Raw genomic sequence first — 17,302 nt, 5'->3', positions numbered from 1 at the left:
AGGTATGTCCGTATTAGCTGGACCGGTTCTCCGGCGCGTCGTAGATCAGCGTCACCGCTTCCTCGAGCAACGCCTCCACGATCATCGATTCCGGCACCGTCCGCACCACCTCGCCCCGGACGAAGATCTGACCCTTGTGATTGCCCGCCGAGACCCCGATATCGGCCTCCCGTGACTCACCCGGGCCGTTGACGATGCAGCCCATCACCGCGACGCGCAGCGGCGCCGGAAAATCCCGGAAGGCCGCCTCGACCTTCTTCGTGAGCTCGAAGACGTCGACCTGGCAGCGACCGCAGGTCGGACAGGACACTATGTCGAGGGTGCGGGGGCGCAGCCCGAGTCCCGCCAGGATGTGGTGCCCGACCTTGACCTCCTCGACCGGCGGCGCCGACAGCGAGACCCGGATCGTGTCGCCGATTCCCTCGGACAGCAGGATCCCGAACGCGGTGGCCGATTTCGCGGTGCCCTGCAGCGGCGGACCCGCCTCGGTGACCCCCAGGTGTAGCGGATAGTCGCAGCGCTGGGCGAGCAACCGGTAGGCCTGGATCATCGTCAGCGGATCGTTGTGTTTCACCGAGATCTTCAGTGCGGTGAATCCGTGCTCCTCGAACAGCCCGGCCTCCCACAACGCCGATTCGACCAGGGCGGAGGCCGTGGCGCGACCGCCGTGCCGGTCCAGGATGCGCCGATCGAGGGAACCGGCGTTGACCCCGATGCGGATCGGCACCCCCGCCGCACCGGCCGCCGCGGCGATCTCGCGAACCTTGTCGTCGAAGGTGCGGATGTTGCCCGGATTGACCCGCACCCCGGCGCAGCCGGCGTCGATGGCGGCGAAGACGTAGCGCGGATTGAAATGGATGTCGGCGATCACGGGGATGGCCGAGCGGCGGGCGATCGTCGGCAGTGCCGCGCAGTCGTCCTGGGTGGGCACGGCGACGCGGACGATATCGCAACCGGCAGCGGTCAATTCGGCGATCTGGCGCAGCGTCGCCTCGACGTCGGCGGTGACGGTGGTGGTCATCGACTGGACCGAGATGGGTGCGCCGCCGCCGACGGGCACCGAACCGACGTCGATGCGCCGGCTCTCCCGGCGTGGTCGCAGGGGCGGAGCCGAGGGCTCGGACAGGAATACGGCCGTCATCGGATCCTCTCGGTCGCGGGTAACCACTGTGTGCAGGCGGCGGCGATGCCTTCGCCGGTGAGGCCGTACTCGGTCAGGATGCTGTCGCGGGAGGCGTGGGCGATGAATTCGGTGGGCAGGCCGAGGGCGCGGACCGGGGTGGCGCCCGTGTCGCGGGCGACCGCGTGCATCAGGTGGGTGCCGATCCCGCCGGCGGCGATACCGTCCTCCACGCAGACGGTGAGCCGATGTCGTGCCGCGATCGCCGGCAGTCCCGGATTGATCGGCCACACCCAGCGCGGATCGACGACGGTGGCGCCGAAACCGCGGTCGGCCAGCAGTTCCGCCGCGCGCAGACACGGCCCGGCCATCGGGCCGACCGCCACCAGCAGGATGTCGAGCGGACTGCGCGGCCCGCGGTACAGGATATCCATCCCGTCCATTCGCGCCAGCGGCGAAATATCCGCTCCGGCAGTAGCTTTCGGATAGCGCACCGTGGTGGGGCCGGCTGTGGTGACGGCTTCGCGCAGTAGTTCGCGGATCCGGCCGGGATCGCGCGGACAGGCGATCCGCATCCCCGGCACGCAGGTGAGCAGCGCCAGATCCCACATCCCGTGATGGCTGGGCCCGTCCGGGCCGGTCACGCCGGCGCGGTCCAGCGCGAGGGTGACGGGCAGTTCGTGCAGGGCGATATCGAGCAGTACCTGGTCGATGGCACGGTTGAGGAAGGTCGAGTACACCGCAGCCACGGGATGCATACCGGCCGCGGCCAATCCCGCCGCGGACGCCAGCAGGTGCTGTTCGGCGATCCCGGAATCGAAAACCCGCTCCGGTGCGCTCCGGGAGAATTCGCCGAGTCCGGTGGGCAGCCGCATCGCCGCGGTCAGGGCGATCACCTCCGGATGGTCGCGGGCGATATCGGCCAGTTCGGATTCGACGATATCGGTCCAGGTGGGGGCGGGTTGTTTACGCGGCGCACCGGTGACCGGATCGATCACCCCGCACGCGTGCATGCGGTCGGCCTCGTCCGCCTCGGCCGGGCCGAAGCCGCGGCCTTTGACCGTCACCGCATGCACCACAACGGGTTTGGCCAGTGCGACCGCCTTGTGCAGGGCCGTGCACAAGGCGCCGATATCGTGGCCGTCCACCGGGCCCAGATAGCTGAAACCCAAGGCGTCGAACAGATTTCCGGAGACGATGTCACCCTCGCGCAGCCCGGTGAGATGGCCGGCCAGCGCACCGACGGTCGGATCGTAGGAGCGCCCGTTGTCGTTGAGCACCACCACGACCGGCCGCCCGCCCGCACCCAGATTGTTCAGACCTTCCCACGCCACACCGCCGGTCAGCGCCCCGTCGCCGATCACCGCCACCACCCGGCGATCGTGTTCGCCGCGCAGGTGGAAGGCCTTGGCGATGCCGTCGGCCCAGGCGAGACTGACCGAGGCGTGCGAGTTCTCCACCCAGTCGTGCGCGGATTCGGTGCGGTTCGGATAGCCCGCGACCCCGCCGGCCTGCCGCAGTGTGTCGAAGGTGGATGCCCGCCCCGTGAGCAACTTGTGCGCATAACTCTGATGTCCGGTGTCGAAGACGAGAACATCGGTGGGCGAACGGAATACGCGATGCAGCGCGATGGTCAGTTCCACCGTCCCCAGGCTGGCGCCGAGATGGCCGCCGGTTCCGGTGACGGTCTCGACGAGGCGATCGCGTAACCGCTGCGCCAGCGCGGGCAGTTCGTCGTCGGACAACGCGGCCAGCGCGTCGGGTCCGGTGAGGGCGGCGAGCGGGTCCGGCCCGCGCGGCGAGGGGTTCATGCGTGGCTCACCTTCCGGTGGGGGAATTCGACCCGGTGTCGATTCGACTCAGCTGACGGCGGCGCGGATCGTCTCCTTCAACGAACCCAGGGTCGCGACCACCGCGGTCGGCTCGTATCCGCAGTGCGCCATGCAATTGGAGCAGCGCGGATCGTTGCCGCGGCCGAAGGCGTTCCAGTCGGTGTCGTCGATCAATTCCCGATAGGTGGCCACATAACCGTCGTCCAGCAGATAACACGGCCGCTGCCACCCCTTGAGCGAATACGACGGAATCGCCCAGGCGGTGCAGTCGAAGTCGACCTTGCCCTCCAGGAAATCCAGATACAGCGGGGAGTGGTTGAGCCGCCACTTCTTGCGGCGCCCGTCGGCGAAGGCCTTGGCGAACAGCTGATGGGTCTCCTTCACGCCGAGCCAATGCTCCTGATCGGGCGCCTTCTCGTAGGCGTAGCCCGGCGCGATCTGCATATGGTCGATCTCGAGCTCGTCGTTGAGATAATCCAGGACGTCGATCACGTCCTGCGGCGAATCCACGTCGAAGAACGTGGTATTCGTCATCACCCGGAATCCCGCGGCCTTGGCCTCGCGGATCGCGGCCACGGCCTGATCGAAGACACCGTCCTTGCACACCGAGGCGTCGTGGCGTTCGCGCAATCCGTCCAGGTGCACCATCCACGCGAAATTGCGGTGCGGTGCGAACTTGTGCAGATGTTTGGGCAGCAGCACCGCGTTCGTGCACAGGAAGACGATCTTGTTGCGGTCGAGCAGCTGCCGCACGATCTCGTCGATCTGCGGATGCATCAGCGGTTCGCCACCGGCGATCGACACCATCGGAGCGCCGCATTCCTCGATCGCGCCGACGGCCTGTTCGACCGGCATCCGCTGTTTGAGCAGCGTATGCGGATGCTGAATCTTGCCGCAGCCCGCGCATTTCAGATTGCAGGCGAACAGCGGCTCCAATTCGACCAGGATGGGGAACTTCTCGCGCCGCAGCAGCTTCTGCTTGGCGAGATACGCTCCCAGACGTACGGATTGACGGAATGGCATGGCCATTCAGCTCACCTCCCGAGGCAGGTTGAATCGAACACTCTCTTCGGTCACGGTGGTGTGGCGGACCCGGAGGGCGCCGAGCCCGGACAGGGCCTCGACCAGGTCGTCCACCAGATACGGCGGTGCCGACGCGCCGGCGGTGACGCCGATGCGGCGGGTGCCGGCCAGCCAGTTCAATTCGACCTCACCGGCGTCCTCCACCAGATGCGCCGCCACACCCTCGGCCGCGGCGACCTCGGCCAGCCGCAGCGAATTGGAGGAGTTGCGCGAACCCAGCACCAGCACCAGGTCCGATTCGCGGGCCACCGCGCGCACCGCCTGCTGGCGATTGGTGGTGGCGTAACAGATGTCGTCCTTGCGCGGCCCGCTCAATGCCGGAAACCGTTGCCGCAGTACGGCGGCCGTGGCCTCGGCTTCCGCGACGGCCAGGGTGGTCTGCGTGACGTAGGCGACCCGATCCGGGTCCGGTGGCGACACCCGGGCGGCCGCTTCCGGATCGGCGACCACGACGACGTTCTCGGGCGCCTCGCCGCGGGTGCCCACCACCTCCTCGTGCTCGGCGTGACCGATCAGGAAGACCGTCTTGTCCGCGGCGGCGAAGGCGCGCACCTCCGCATGCACCTTCGACACCAGCGGGCAGGTGCCGTCGATCACGCGCAGGCGGCGGCGTTCGGCCTGGCGGCGGACCTCCGGGGCCACCCCGTGCGCGGCGAGCACGACCACCGCGCCTTCGGGCACATGATCGAGCTCCTCGACGAAAACCGCTCCCCGCCCGGCCAGTTCGCGCACCACCTGGCTGTTGTGCACGATCTGACGCCGCACGTACACCGGTGCGCCGAAGCGGTCCAGGGCCTGCTCGACGATCTCGATCGCCCGCTCGACCCCGGCGCAGAACGAACGCGGACCGGCGAGCAGGATCTCGCGATCACCGGTCGCCGCCGACCACCGGTCCAGCGCCGGCGCCGCCGCGCGCAGTGAACGCAGTGCCCGCACCCCACGCCATATCGTGCCCGGGCGGAGCAGCGGCGCGGCCGGGGTGTCGACGATCGCCCGGATCGCGACGGCCTGTCCGTCGGGGGCGTCGGCGGCGAGGAACGCCGTTTCGGTATCGACGGCGAGCGCGCCGGACTCCGCCAGCGCGGCTCGCGCCCGGCCGGTGACGACGCGTTCGGCGGAATACACCGGCCCGAGCCGTGCCGGCAGCCCGAGTCGCAGCAATTCTCTGTGCAGCAGAATCGCTGCGGGACTGGGTAATTCGGTACCGTTGCGCCGAATCTCGCTGGCCACCACGAGATCGCCGGGACGCAGCTCTGTGGTCAGCGCACCCGCGACTCCCGCCACCGCGACCGGGCCCGCCGCGGCGGCGTCGTAGAGCCGCCGCGGACCCCGCCCGGTGTGTACCACGGGCGCCGTGGCGGCGCCCCGCAGTGCTGCCCACTCCGATAGGAGCGGGGCGCAGACGGTTCCGGGCCGGGTCATACGGTCAGCTCCCGTCCCGACCGGCAGTGCCGGTTCCGTTCGAGCGCGCGGTGCCGGCGCTGAGGTCCTCGCCGCCCGATGCGGTCTGTCGCCGCACATACCGCCCCAGTGCCCAGATCGGGAACACCAGCCGGTACAGGTGGTAGTTGATGTAGAAATCGCCGGGGAATCCGGTGCCGGTGAACAGGTCCTCGTCCCAGCCGCCGTCGGGTCGCTGTGTGCGCACCAGCCAGTCGATGCCGCGGCGTACGGCGGGAGAGTCGTGTTCCTCGGCGGCCAGCAGGGCCAGCAGCGCCCACGCGGTCTGCGAGGCGGTGGATTCGCCGCGGCCGACCCATTCCGGCTCCCGATAGGAGCGCAGATCCTCACCCCATCCGCCGTCGGCGTTCTGATGGGCTTCCAGCCAGCGCACCGCCGCGCGGATCGTCGTCGACCGCGGGCTCGTGCCCGCCGCGACCAGCGCCGGTACCGCCGCGCCCGTGCCGTAGACGTGGTTGGCGCCCCAGCGCCCGAACCAGGAGCCGTCGGACTCCTGATGATCGAGCAGCCAGCGCACGCCGCGCCGGCATGCGCGATCACCGCTGCGGCCGAGTACCGCCAGCATCTCCACCACGTGCGCGGTCACATCGGCCGAGGGCGGATCGGTGACGGCGCCGAAATCGCAGAACGGCAGTTTCGTCGGCAGGATCGAGGTGTTGTCGGCGTCGAAGGCGCCCCACCCGCCGTCGGCGGACTGCATGCCGACCGTCCAGCGCACCGCGCGTTCGATCGCGGTATCCAGTACACGGCGGTCCGGATGCGAAACCTGATGCAGCGCAATGACGATCTCGGCGGTGTCGTCGGTGTCGGGGTAGACGTCGTTGGCGAATTCGAACGCCCAGCCGCCGGGTTCCAGATGCGGCCGGCGCACCTGCCAGTCGCCGCCGGCGGTGATCTGCTCACCCAGCAGCCAGTCGGTGGCCCGCAGCACCGCCGGATCGTCCGGCGCCACTCCGCCGTCCAGCAGCGCGGCCGTCGCCAACGCGGTATCCCACACCGGTGACTGGCAGGCTTCGAGTCGCCGTACCTCGCCCTCCGGTGTCTGTTCGCGGACGACGAAGCCGTCCAGGCCCGCGATGCCCGCCCGCATCGCCGGATGATCGAGCGGATAGCCCAGAAGGTGCAGGGCCAGTAGCGAATACACCCACGGCGGCTGGATTCCGCCCCAGCCGCCGTCGGCCTCCTGGCGGGCCAGAATCCACTCCGCGGCGTGCCGCATCGCCACATCGCGCAGCGGATTCAGCGGCAGTCGCGCGTAGGTGTGCAGTACCGTGTCGACACGCTGGAACACTCCGGCCAGGGAGGTGAGCGGCGCGCGGCGGGCCCGGGGCGCGCCGGTCCGCAATTCGTCGATGCCGAACGGCAGCGGGCGGCACGGCCGCAGTGTGGCCACCACGGTCAACGGCACCACGGTCTGGCGGGCCCAGCATCCCCAGTCGTAGATGTTGAGCGGAAACCAGGACGGGAACAGCACCAGCTCCGGTGGCAGATTCGGCAGATCGTCCCAGGACCACAACCCGAACAGCGCCAACCAGATTCGGGTGAAGACCCGCGAGGCCTCGATCCCGCCTTCGGCGCGCACGAAGTCGGCGGCGGCGCGCATATGCGGTGCGGCGGGGTCGTCACCGGCCAGCCGCAGGGCCACCCACGCCTCGGCGGTGGTCGACAGGTCGCCGGGTCCGCCGTGGAAGGTCGCCCACGTCCCGTCGGCGCGCTGCTGTGATCGGATCCAGCGCGCCGCCGGCTCGGTCACGTCCGGGGTGGAGATGCCGAGGAACTCCCGCAGCAGCAGATCTTCGGCGTCCATCGTCACATTGGTCGCCAATTCGCCCTTCCACCAGCCCTGTTCGTGCTGGGAAGAGCGCAGCAGCCGCACCGCCGCGTCGGTGGCGGCGCGGACCGCGCTCAGTTCGCCGGCGCCAGGCGCCGGATCGAACGCGGTCCGCCGGTTCGCTGCCGAATTGCCGGTGTGGGTGACTGTCATTCCTATGCACTCCGTTCCACGATGAAATCCGCCAGGTCACAGAGCTCCCGGCGGTATTCGGGGGTGAGGGTGGCCGTGGTGAGGGCCTGCTGGGCGGTGCGCACCCGCCGCCGGGCCTCGGCCCGTGCCCAGCGCCGGCCACCGGCGGTCTCGACCATGTCGGCGGCGGCCCGCAGATCGTGCTCGCTCGGTTCGCCCGATTGCGCCAGCCACTGCGCCAGCGCTTGCCCGGCCGGGCGGCCGGATTCCAGGCACCAGGTGACCGGCAGCGACTTCTTGCGCGAGCGCAGATCCGAGAACACCGGTTTGCCGGTCACCGCCGGATCGCCCCAGATGCCGAGCAGATCGTCGACGAGCTGGAAGGCGAGGCCGATGTTGTCGCCGTAGGCCTGCAGCGCCGCGACCGTCGCCGGTGGCGCCCCGGCCAGGACGCCGCCGACCGCGGCACTCGCCGAGAGCAGCGCCGCGGTCTTGCCCATGGCCATGCGGATACATTCGGCCAGGCCCACGTCGTTGCGATGTTCGAAGTCGACGTCGGCGGCCTGGCCGATGATCAGCTCCTGAGTCGCCTTCCCGACCAGCCGGGCCGCCGCCATCGCATGCGGGGAGCCGGAATCGAGCAGCACCTCGTGCGACAGCGAGAGCATCGCGTCACCGGCCAGCACCGCGACCGGATCTCCCCACACCGCCCACACCGTCGGGCGATGCCGGCGGGTGGCGTCGCGATCCATCAGGTCGTCGTGCACGAGCGAGAAGTTGTGCACGAGTTCGACCGCCACCGCACCGGGGACTCCGCAGAGTCCGTCGCCGCCGGCGGCGTGGGCGGCGAGCATGGTCAGCCGCGACCGCACCGATTTGCCGCTGTCGGCGACGACCGGGCGGCCGTGTTCGTCGCAGAAGCCGAGGTGATAGGCGACCATCGGGCGGATCGCGTCGTCGAGCCGTCCGACGGCGTCGGACAGCGCCGACCGGACGGCATGACCGTCGGCATCGACCGTGGACAGGGTTGTCACCGTCATCTGATCACCTCCGATATCCGCGTGCGGGGTTCGGGCGTACCGGTGCGCTCGGCGGCACCGGCGCGGGGACGGAACCCCGCCAGATACGAAATGACCTCCGCCGCGGCGGCTTCCCCGCTGCGCACGGCGCCCTCCATGGTCGCGGGCCAGCCGGTGTCGGTCCACGCCCCGGCCAGCGCCAGACCGGGCGATGCGGTGGCCGCGGGCGGACGCAGCCGCGCGCTGCCCGGCGCGGGCCGGAACGTCGCATGGCGTTCGCGAGTGACGAAGAAGTCGGCCACCTGTGCTGTACGGGCCTCGGGCAGTAGCTGTTCGAGGGCGGGCAGGAATTCCCGGCGCAGCTCGGCGACCGGGCGATCGATGAATGCGTCGGCGGCGGAGACGGAGACGGCCAGATACTGCGCGCCGGCGGGAAGCGGGCCCGCTGCTCCCGCCGCGCCGGGGCCGTCGGTCGCAGACGCGCCGCGGGGGCCTGCCTCGGTGCGCGCCCCGGATGCATCGGTCCGGTCGAACACCCACTGCACGACCGTGCCGACGCCGGCTCGCAGCGGTTCGTCCATCACCTGCCGGTCGTAGAGCACATGAATGTTGACGATCGGCGAACTGCCCAGGGCCGCAGCCCAATTCGCGGGCAGGTCCACCGCGTCGGCGGGCAGCAGCGCCTGCGCCGCCGTCGGGGGCACCGCCGAGACGACCGCGTCGGCGGCATATTCGCTGTCGCCGGTGTGCACCGACCAGCCGGCCTCGGCCCGCCGGACGGCTGTGACCTTCTCGTGGATCACCGTCGCACCCGCCGCGGTGAGTGCCGCCTGTCCGGCGTCGCCGTGCACATGGCGCAACGGGATACGCGACCAGCCGATATCCGCCGCGTCCGAGTCGGTGAGCAAGCCGACCTGGAATACGGTGGCGGCCAATGCCAGCGATACGTCGTCGGCCCGGGCGTTGAGGGTGGCGATGCCGACCAGATCCCACAGGCTGTCGACGGCATCGCGATCCTGACCGTGCGCACGCAACCAGTCACCGAAACTCGTTGCGTCCGTGCGTGGATCGGTGGTGTCGACCGCCCGCAGTGCCAGCGCGGCCCGGACGAAGCGTAGCCGCGCGCCCGGCGACAACCAGGGATAGCGCAGCAGCGCCCAACTCAGATGCAGCGGCGCCGGCAGCGGCAACCGCCGCAACCGGCCCACCCGTCCGCCGCCGGATACCGGGATGTCGAGGCGCGGTTGCAGCCGGACCGCATCGCGCATGCCGAGCCGATCCAGCAGCGCGAGATAGCGGTCGCAGCAGCGCAGGAATACGTGCTGGCCGTTGTCGATCCACAGCTCACCACGGGGGAACGAATGCGTCAGCCCGCCCAGCCAGGGCCGGGATTCGAACAGACGCACCGCATATCCGGCGTCCGCGCAGCGCAGGGCCGCGGTCATCCCCGCGAGCCCGCCGCCCACCACGGCCACCCGCGCCGTCATCGCGGGCTCCACCCGAATGTGGTCATCGAATACTGCAGTAGCGCGCCGGAGGCGACGCGTGTCTTCTCCCGTCCGCTCAACGACAGCCGCCGGTCGTAGACGGCCACCGGATTGGCGCGGATGCGCTCGTTGAGCCGCCGGTAGATACCCGCCATCGCCGCGCAGCAGGCGGCACTGCGGCCGTCCAGATGCGGAATCAGACGCAACCCCAGGCAGTACCAGTTCTCGGCGCGCTCGGCGCCGGTGCGGATCAGCGCGGCCAGTCCGCCGTTGGGATCGTCGAGCGCCCCACCTGCGTCGAGTTCCAGTTGGACGCCGAAGCGCCGCAGTTCGTCGCGGGGCAGATAGACGCGGCCGTTGCCGAGATCCTCGCGGATATCGCGCAGAATGTTGGTCTGCTGCAACGCGATCCCGAGCTGATCGGCGTACAGCGGCGCGCACGGATCACCGCCGGAGCCGAAGATCGACAGGCACAAGCGGCCCACCGCCCCGGCCACGCAGCGGCAGTAGTGGGTGAGCTCGCCGAAATCGGTGTAGGTGACGCCGTCGACATCGGCCTGCACCCCGTCGATCAGTTCGCCGAACGCGCCCAGTGGCACCGGATAGCGCCGAGCGGTGTCGGCGACGGCGAACAGCACCGGATCATCGGTTCCGGCGCCGCCGGTGACCTTGTCCAATTCCTTGCGCAACAGGGTCAGCGCCTCGGTTTTGGCGGCCGGTTCGCCCTGCTCGTCGCCGATATCGTCGATGCGCCGTGCCAGCGCGTAGAGAGCGCACAGCGCCGAGCGCTTCTCCGGGGGCAGCAGCCGGATGCCGTAGTAGAAGTTCTTGGCCTCGGTGCGGGTGATCCGTTCACAGGTGTCATAGGCCGCCGCCGTGGTCGGCCCGGTCGCGATACTGCTCACTGCGGCACCACCGTGGCCTTGCCGAGCAGCGTGACCATCGAGGCCACGGTGTCGACGTGCCGGGGCCGCACCGGTTGGCTCCACACATCGCCCTCGGCCACGCGCAGCGCCCGCGCGGTCGCGCAGCCGCCCGCGAGATATCCCGAGACCGCGAGCCGGGCCCATCCGGTGAGCCGGGCGACCAGCGGAGCGCCTTCGCCGAGCATCGATTCGCAGCGTTCGACCTGGGTGAGCACCACCGTCCGGCACGCCGGATCGCCCGGTCCGCCGGTGGCCAGCGCCGCTTCCGCGACCCCGGCCGCGGTCAGATCGTCCTGCGGCAGATAGATGCGCCCGGCCGCGTAGTCCTCGGCCACGTCCTGGCAGTGCTCGAGCACCTGCAGGGCCGAACACACCCGATCCGACAGCGCCACCGTGTCCGGGGTGGACTGGTCGAAGACCGCCAGCACCAAGCGGCCCACCGGATTCGCCGACAGCCGGCAGTAGCCGAGCAGATCCTCGAAGGTGGCGTAGCGGCCGACGCGCTGATCGAGCAGATTCGCCTCGATCAATTCCTGGAACGCCTCCTGCGGCAGATCGCACGCCGCCACGGTGGGGGCCAGCATCTGCAGCACCGGATCGTCGGGTGTGCGACCCTGGTAGAGACCGGCGAGGTCGGCGCGCAGCGTCAGCAGGTGCGACACACGATCGCCGGGGGCCGCGTCGCCGACCTGGTCGATTAACCTGGTGGCTGCGTAGACCGCGTGCAGGTGCCGGCGTGGTTCGCGCGGCAACCACCGCAGCGCGACGGGAAAGTTCTCTTCCTTTTCACGGGCCCGCAGCCAGCGGGCCGGGGCTGTCGCTGCGTCCATGATTCGATGGTGAACGCAACACAGGGCTCAAATCTTCAACCGTTGAAGTGATTCCGGTTGGCGTTTTTTGTATCCGGAAGATAATCGAGTCGGAGAGGACTCGAATGAGCGATTCCCATAATGAAATTCCGATAACACCGGAGGCATTGGAGCAGCTTTCGGAGGAACTCGACGCTAGGATGCCCGATCTTCTGGACGAGGTCCGTGATCTGCTCGCCGCCGAGTGGCCCGACTACGCGCGCTATCTCGACGACCATCGCCCCGAGGTGGCCGAGGTCGGCGTGCTGTTCGTCCATCGGCTGCTGGACCTGGCCGAACACGGGCCGCGCACAGGCGATTCCGCTGGTGAGGGCGTTCCGCCGCCGACGCAGCTGGTTTTCGAACAGGTCGGCCGCCAGCAACTGCAGGACGGCGCGGACCTGTCCGATCTGCTCGGCGCGTACCAGGTCGGCGCCCGCGCGGCTTGGCATCACGTCGCGGAAACGGCGCTGAAACTCGACCTGGGGCCGGAGGTCCTCGCGGTGCTGGCGGAGGCCGTTTTCGCCTTCGTCGACGAATTCTCCGCGGCCTCCGCACACGGTTATGTGCTCGAACAATCCGCGTCCAGCGCGGCCCGGGAACGCCATCGCGAGGAATTGGCGGAAATGTTGCTCTCCGGGCGTTCCGACACCATCGGAATCCGGCTGGCCGCCGAGCGCGCGGGCTGGCAACTGCCCCCCGAGGTCGCGGTGGTGCTCGCCGATCCGGCCGATGCGCGCTCCTGCGGGGTGGTGGAACATCTCGGCGGTCACTGCCTGCCGATCCGGCGCGACGACGCGGTCGGGGCGATCGTGCCCAGTCCGATGCTGGGCGGGCGGATCACCCGGCTCGTCGCCGCGCTGCGGGGCTGCGACGCGGTGATCGGTCATCCGCTCACGCTGGACCTGCTGCCGACCGGTATGCGGATCGCTCGCACCGCGCTGCGGTTGCGCAAGGCCGGGGTGCTGTCCGGATCGCCGGTCGTGGTCGCCGAGGAACTCGACACCATCATCGCCAATCGCGACGAATGGCTGCTGGAAACGCTGCGAGCCCAAGTGCTGCAACCACTTCGGGAGCTGCCCGACGGGAAGCGCGACCGGCTGGTCGAAACGCTGCGCAGCTGGCTGTGGAACATGGGCGACCGGCACGCGGTCGCCGACGATCTGCACATCCACCCGCAGACCGTGCGTTACCGCATGGACCGGCTGCACGATCTGCTCGGAGAACGCCTGGATTCGCCGCGCGAGCGGGCCCGCATGTATCTGGCGCTGGTCTGGGACCAGCCGCACGGACGAGCCGGTTGAGTACGCGAGTCCTCAGCCGCTCAGCGCGTGCGCGACGGCATAGCCGAGCAGTGCGGCACCGAGTCCGGCGATCACGCTGATCACCACGTTCATCGCGGCGTAGAACACGGCGCGCTGTTCGAGTAGCCGGACCGTCTCATAGCCGAAGGTGCTGTAGGTGGTGAGCGCCCCGCAGAATCCGGTGCCGGCGAACGCCAGCACCGGACTGCCGGCCGCACCACCGGTGAGCGCGCCCAGGATGAGGCAGCCGACGATGTTGACCGTCAGCGTGCCCCACGGAAACAGGCTGTCGTGGCGTGCCTGCACGAACCGATCGGTGAGATAGCGGGCCGGGGCGCCGAGCACCGCACCGGCGAATACCAGGACGACGGTCACCGCGCCTCCCCTCGAATCACCTTGCGAAGCACCGTCATTCGCGTCACCGTCACCCCGGCGAGCACCGCGAGCAGCGCGCTCAGCAACGTCGCGGCCAGATAGACGAACGCCGTCACGGCCGAACCGGGCTGCAGCAGATTGCGGATCTCGACGGCGTAGGTGGAGAAGGTGGTGAACCCGCCCAGAAATCCGACCCCGAGGAACGGCCGCACCAGTCGATGCGCCGACCACACCTCGGTGATCAGCACCATCAGCACGCCGATGGCCAGGCAGCCGAGGACGTTCTCGGTGAAGGTGCCCCACGGGAACTGCCCGGGGCGGGTCGGCAGCAGCTGGGTCAGGCCGTAGCGGGCGAGACCGCCCAATCCGCCACCCAGCCCGATCACCGCCAGTACGGCGCCGTGTTCGCGCAGTAGTTCGCGGCGCTGGGACGGGACATGCAGATCGATATCCGGATCGACCGGCCGGTCGGCGGATGCGCCGGGCCGGGGCTCCTCGCGGCGTAGTTCGGTCAACGACGGACTCCTACTCGAACACGAACATGGCGGTACCTCGAGTAGGGACTGTTGGCGATCGTCCGATCACGGTTGCTCCGGCCGCTGCGCCGAAGTGGCGAGCCCCACCGCCACGTCGGACAGAATAGCGAACCCGGCCGGACTCGCTCACACCCGCGATACCGGCGTACTTCCGGTGTCGGCGACCAGCGGCGCCAGTGCGGAGGACCGCATCCGCGTCACCACCGCGGTGGCCGGGCGGGCCAGCAGCAGACTGACGGCCGCGGCGACCGGAATGGCCAGGATCGCCGAGGCCACGACGTCGTGCGGGTAATGACCGCCGACGTAGACCCGGCTGAAGGCCAGGACGACCGCGAACACCGCCGTGATCCAGCCCAGCCGCCGATTCAGCAGATACAGCGCCGCGACGGTCGCCGCGGCGGTGGTGGTGTGGCCGCTGGGGAACGAATAGTCGCTAGGCACCGGGCACGTCTCGATGATGTAGGCGGTGGGCACGCCCCGGCACGGGCGCGGTTCGGCGACGATCACCTTCACCACCTCGGCGACCAGATAGGCGATCACCACGCTCACCGGAGCCAGCAGCGCCAGCGCCATCGACCGGTCGTCGCGGCGGCGGGCCTGCCACCAGCCGATCACCATCAGCACCGCGAACACCGCCAGGCCGGCATCGGTCAACCACAGCATCGTGTCGTTGAGCCACCGGGTGTGGTCGGCGAAATCGGTGATGGTGGTGAACAGCGGCCGATCGAATCCGGGGCCGCCGGATGCCATCGGGGCCGGGGAGGGGGTCGTCAACGCATATCCGATCTGGTCTGCCCGGGATGCCGGGGGAGGATGGGAAACGTACTGCGATCATTTCTACCGTGTTCGCCCGGTGGGCACGGTTTCGACCACTGCCGTCGACCTCCGTGTCACCTCGATCGCGTACCGGGCCGCTGTGGTTCGCGGCGGATGCCGGGCCGCCCCGCCCGGTGCCATACGCTGGCCGCATGACCGAGTCTGCTCCCACCGCGCTGCGCATCGGCTACGTCCCGGGCGTCACCGTCGCCAAGTGGGCGCGGGTGTGGGCCGAACGCTTCCCCGACGTCCCGCTCGACGTGATCGCGGTGCCGCAGGCCCAGCAGCGCGAGGCCCTGACGCAGGGACGGGTCGACATGTGCTTCGTCCGGTTGCCGATCGAACGCGAAGGGCTGCACGCGATTCCGCTCTACCACGAGGTCGCCGTGGCGGTGGTGCCCAAGGATCATCCGATCGGGCTGTTCGACGAGGTGAGCCTGGCCGATCTGGACGGCGAGCGGATGCAGGACGCGACCGATCTCGACGCCGTGGGCGACACCGTCGAGTTGGTGGCCGCGGTCGGCGGGGCGGCGGTGGTGCCGCAGTCGCTCGCGCGGCTGCATCATCGCCGCGACCTGATCTATCGTCCGCTCACCGATGTCGATCCGACGCAGATCGCCCTGTCCTGGCCGATCGAGGACGCGGTCGAACTCGCCGAGGAATTCATCGGTGTCGTGCGGGGCCGCACCGCGCGCAGTTCCCGGACCACCGGTGAACGGGATCGGCGCGGCCGCCAGGAGTCCGGCACGCGTGCCGAAGGCGGTGCGGCACAGCGCGGTAGGAGCCGGGGCGAGAGCGGTGCGAAACCGGCCGCGCGCCGGGGTGGCGCGGCGAAACCGGGGCGGGCGGGTAAGGCCGGCGGCCCCCGGAAACGACGCGGCCGCTGAGGCGGAACCTCAGCGGCCGGTCGAAACAGGCTGTGCGCGAAGCGGATTCAGCGCGGCTTGCGCTGGATGATCGAATCGCGGATCAGCACGGCCGCCAGCGCGACGGCGAAACCGATCAGGAAGATGTATCCGGTGTAACCGGTGCCGGAGGTGTGGCCCTGCTGGTTCTCGAACAGCATGGCCAGCAGGATCACGACGACGACCCATCCGGCGATACGGAAGGTGCGCCGCGATTCACCACTCCAGCCCCAGGCGGCGGAGGGAACCTCGGCGGGATCGACCTTGGTGACGACGCCGGCGCTCTTGGCGGGTTCCAGTTCCGTGGCGGCCACGTTCGCTCCCATCATTTCCGTGTGCGCTGCGGCTCGCGGGCGCGGAGTACGCCGTGAGGTCCGCAGGTCGTGAAGGTGTCTGTCGAGAATATGTTTGCATACGACCGGCCGTCGTAGCCAGCGGGGTGACGTCCGCGGCGATTCACCGTGGACAATGAGTGCGTGTCCGACATCGTGAAAGTTCTGCTGCTGGGCAGCACCGGCTCCATCGGCACCCAGGCATTGGAGGTCGTCGCCGCCAATCCGGACCGATTCCAGGTGGTCGGACTGGCCGCGCGCGGCGGCAATACCGACCTGCTGGCCGAGCAGATCCGCGCCACCGGCACCGACAACGTGGCCGTCGCCGATCCGGCCGCGGCCGCGAAACTCGGTGTGGCCCTGGCCGGTCCGGACGCGGCGACCGAACTCGTGCGCCGCACCGACGCCGACGTGGTGCTCAACGCCCTGGTCGGCGCGCTGGGGCTGCGGCCGACGCTCGCGACCCTGGAATCGGGACGGCGCCTGGCACTGGCCAACAAGGAATCGCTGGTCGCGGGCGGCAGCCTGGTGACGCGGGCCGCCACTCCCGGGCAGATCGTCCCGGTCGACTCCGAACACTCCGCGATGGCGCAATGCCTGCGTGGCGGGCGCGCCGACGAGGTCGCGCGGCTGGTGCTCACCGCCTCCGGCGGCCCGTTCCGGGGCTGGACCGCGCAGATGCTGGAATCGGTGCGCCCCGAGGAGGCCAAGGCCCATCCCACCTGGTCGATGGGTCTGATGAACACCCTCAATTCGGCCACGCTGGTGAACAAGGGCCTCGAACTGATCGAGGCGCACATGCTGTTCGGCATCGACTACGACAAGATCGACGTCACGGTGCATCCGCAGTCGATCGTGCACTCGATGGCGACCTTCACCGACGGCTCCACCCTCGCCCAGGCCAGCCCGCCGGATATGAAACTGCCGATCGCGCTGGCGCTGGGCTGGCCGGACCGGGTCCCCGGCACCCTCGCCCCGATCGACTTCGGCACGGCGTTCACCTGGGAATTCGAACCGGTCGACACCGAGGTCTTCCCCGCGGTCGAACTGGCTCGCGCGGCGGGTAAGGCCGGCGGCAGCGTGACCGCGGTCTACAACGCGGCCAACGAGATCGCGGTGCAGGCGTTCCTCGACGGTGCGCTCCGATTCCCGGATATCGTGCGCACGGTCGCGCGGGTGGTCGAGTCGGCCGACCGCTGGGCCGCCGAACCCAGTACCTTGGACGAGGTGCTCGCGGCGGATGCGTGGGCGCGACAGCGTGCGCGCACGCTCGTGAGCAACTGATTCAGGAGGGT

General features: G+C 69.8%; 16 protein-coding genes. 3 read left to right on the top strand and 13 right to left on the bottom strand.

Annotation, left to right across the window (positions count from 1 at the left end; all coding sequences use genetic code 11):
• Window positions 1–13: 13 nt before the first annotated feature.
• From ispG to hpnC, 9 genes are read right to left on the bottom strand one after another with little or no spacing between them, the layout of a single operon-like run.
• Window positions 14–1,141 (bottom strand): flavodoxin-dependent (E)-4-hydroxy-3-methylbut-2-enyl-diphosphate synthase, encoded by a 1,128-nt coding sequence (gene ispG, locus AC5592_RS18900; protein WP_063064991.1) that lies wholly within the window; start codon window positions 1,139–1,141, stop codon window positions 14–16.
• Entirely contained in the window at window positions 1,138–2,931 is a 1,794-nt protein-coding gene (locus AC5592_RS18895) for a 1-deoxy-D-xylulose-5-phosphate synthase (protein ID WP_051024785.1), read from the bottom strand. Before AC5592_RS18895 ends, ispG begins: the two co-directional genes overlap by 4 nt.
• Before the next feature lie 48 nt (window positions 2,932–2,979).
• Window positions 2,980–3,981, bottom strand: a complete 1,002-nt coding sequence (gene hpnH, locus AC5592_RS18890) for an adenosyl-hopene transferase HpnH (RefSeq protein ID WP_036503553.1) — start codon at window positions 3,979–3,981, stop codon at window positions 2,980–2,982.
• On the bottom strand, window positions 3,982–5,457 hold the full coding sequence (gene ispH, locus AC5592_RS18885; protein WP_063064990.1) for a 4-hydroxy-3-methylbut-2-enyl diphosphate reductase: 1,476 nt from the start codon (window positions 5,455–5,457) through the stop codon (window positions 3,982–3,984).
• A gap of 4 nt (window positions 5,458–5,461) precedes the next feature.
• The gene (gene shc, locus AC5592_RS18880; protein WP_084506862.1) at window positions 5,462–7,480 is read right to left on the bottom strand and encodes a squalene--hopene cyclase; all 2,019 of its coding nucleotides are present in this window, start codon (window positions 7,478–7,480) and stop codon (window positions 5,462–5,464) included.
• Window positions 7,481–7,482: 2 nt separating this feature from the next.
• Window positions 7,483–8,499 (bottom strand): polyprenyl synthetase family protein, encoded by a 1,017-nt coding sequence (locus tag AC5592_RS18875; protein WP_063064989.1) that lies wholly within the window; start codon window positions 8,497–8,499, stop codon window positions 7,483–7,485.
• Window positions 8,496–9,965, bottom strand: coding sequence for a hydroxysqualene dehydroxylase HpnE (hpnE, locus tag AC5592_RS18870; RefSeq protein WP_063065033.1), 1,470 nt, complete (start codon window positions 9,963–9,965; stop codon window positions 8,496–8,498). Before hpnE ends, AC5592_RS18875 begins: the two co-directional genes overlap by 4 nt.
• Window positions 9,962–10,861: a presqualene diphosphate synthase HpnD gene (gene hpnD / locus AC5592_RS18865; RefSeq protein ID WP_063065032.1), complete on the bottom strand. Its 900-nt coding sequence runs from the start codon at window positions 10,859–10,861 to the stop codon at window positions 9,962–9,964. The genes hpnE and hpnD overlap by 4 nt, the downstream gene beginning before the upstream one ends.
• A 5-nt stretch (window positions 10,862–10,866) precedes the next feature.
• On the bottom strand, window positions 10,867–11,721 hold the full coding sequence (gene hpnC / locus AC5592_RS18860) for a squalene synthase HpnC (protein WP_063064988.1): 855 nt from the start codon (window positions 11,719–11,721) through the stop codon (window positions 10,867–10,869).
• A 104-nt stretch (window positions 11,722–11,825) separates the two neighbouring features.
• Here hpnC and AC5592_RS18855 point away from each other — a divergent pair, with 104 nt between their 5' ends.
• Entirely contained in the window at window positions 11,826–13,043 is a 1,218-nt protein-coding gene (locus AC5592_RS18855) for a helix-turn-helix domain-containing protein (RefSeq protein WP_063920343.1), read from the top strand.
• Window positions 13,044–13,055: 12 nt separating this feature from the next.
• Here AC5592_RS18855 and crcB (AC5592_RS18850) read toward each other — a convergent pair whose 3' ends face one another.
• From crcB (AC5592_RS18850) to AC5592_RS18840, 3 genes are all read right to left on the bottom strand, one after another.
• Window positions 13,056–13,418, bottom strand: coding sequence for a fluoride efflux transporter CrcB (gene crcB / locus AC5592_RS18850; protein ID WP_063064986.1), 363 nt, complete (start codon window positions 13,416–13,418; stop codon window positions 13,056–13,058).
• Window positions 13,415–13,933, bottom strand: coding sequence for a fluoride efflux transporter CrcB (crcB, locus tag AC5592_RS18845; protein WP_036503544.1), 519 nt, complete (start codon window positions 13,931–13,933; stop codon window positions 13,415–13,417). Before crcB (AC5592_RS18845) ends, crcB (AC5592_RS18850) begins: the two co-directional genes overlap by 4 nt.
• A 147-nt stretch (window positions 13,934–14,080) precedes the next feature.
• Window positions 14,081–14,728, bottom strand: a complete 648-nt coding sequence (locus tag AC5592_RS18840) for a phosphatase PAP2 family protein (protein WP_063064985.1) — start codon at window positions 14,726–14,728, stop codon at window positions 14,081–14,083.
• Window positions 14,729–14,922: 194 nt separating this feature from the next.
• On the opposite strand from AC5592_RS18840, the gene AC5592_RS18835 reads away from it, so the two are divergent.
• Complete coding sequence (locus tag AC5592_RS18835; RefSeq protein WP_063064984.1) at window positions 14,923–15,657, top strand: LysR substrate-binding domain-containing protein; 735 nt, start codon at window positions 14,923–14,925, stop codon at window positions 15,655–15,657.
• A 47-nt stretch (window positions 15,658–15,704) separates the two neighbouring features.
• On the opposite strand, the gene AC5592_RS18830 is transcribed toward AC5592_RS18835, so the two are convergent.
• The gene (locus AC5592_RS18830) at window positions 15,705–15,989 is read right to left on the bottom strand and encodes a DUF2631 domain-containing protein (protein ID WP_086007267.1); all 285 of its coding nucleotides are present in this window, start codon (window positions 15,987–15,989) and stop codon (window positions 15,705–15,707) included.
• A 162-nt stretch (window positions 15,990–16,151) separates the two neighbouring features.
• Here AC5592_RS18830 and dxr point away from each other — a divergent pair, with 162 nt between their 5' ends.
• A complete protein-coding gene (gene dxr, locus AC5592_RS18825) occupies window positions 16,152–17,291 on the top strand; it encodes a 1-deoxy-D-xylulose-5-phosphate reductoisomerase (RefSeq protein ID WP_036503588.1) in 1,140 nt (379 codons plus the stop codon).
• The last annotated feature ends 11 nt before the right edge of the window (window positions 17,292–17,302 follow it).

The organism is Nocardia violaceofusca NBRC 14427 (genome assembly GCF_963869435.1).
GTDB lineage: Bacteria > Actinomycetota > Actinomycetes > Mycobacteriales > Mycobacteriaceae > Nocardia > Nocardia aobensis.
This window is presented reverse-complemented; position numbering and strand designations above follow the sequence as displayed.

Excerpts from the sequence above, each read along its gene's own strand:
- ispG (WP_063064991.1), bottom strand. The coding sequence starts at position 1,141 with ATGACGGCCGTATTCCTGTCCGAGCCCTCGGCTCCGCCCCTGCGACCA.
- AC5592_RS18895 (WP_051024785.1), bottom strand. The coding sequence starts at position 2,931 with ATGAACCCCTCGCCGCGCGGGCCGGACCCGCTCGCCGCCCTCACCGGA.
- hpnH (WP_036503553.1), bottom strand. The coding sequence starts at position 3,981 with ATGGCCATGCCATTCCGTCAATCCGTACGTCTGGGAGCGTATCTCGCC.
- ispH (WP_063064990.1), bottom strand. The coding sequence starts at position 5,457 with ATGACCCGGCCCGGAACCGTCTGCGCCCCGCTCCTATCGGAGTGGGCA.
- shc (WP_084506862.1), bottom strand. The coding sequence starts at position 7,480 with ATGACAGTCACCCACACCGGCAATTCGGCAGCGAACCGGCGGACCGCG.
- AC5592_RS18875 (WP_063064989.1), bottom strand. The coding sequence starts at position 8,499 with ATGACGGTGACAACCCTGTCCACGGTCGATGCCGACGGTCATGCCGTC.
- hpnE (WP_063065033.1), bottom strand. The coding sequence starts at position 9,965 with ATGACGGCGCGGGTGGCCGTGGTGGGCGGCGGGCTCGCGGGGATGACC.
- hpnC (WP_063064988.1), bottom strand. The coding sequence starts at position 11,721 with ATGGACGCAGCGACAGCCCCGGCCCGCTGGCTGCGGGCCCGTGAAAAG.
- AC5592_RS18855 (WP_063920343.1), top strand. The coding sequence starts at position 11,826 with ATGAGCGATTCCCATAATGAAATTCCGATAACACCGGAGGCATTGGAG.
- AC5592_RS18835 (WP_063064984.1), top strand. The coding sequence starts at position 14,923 with ATGACCGAGTCTGCTCCCACCGCGCTGCGCATCGGCTACGTCCCGGGC.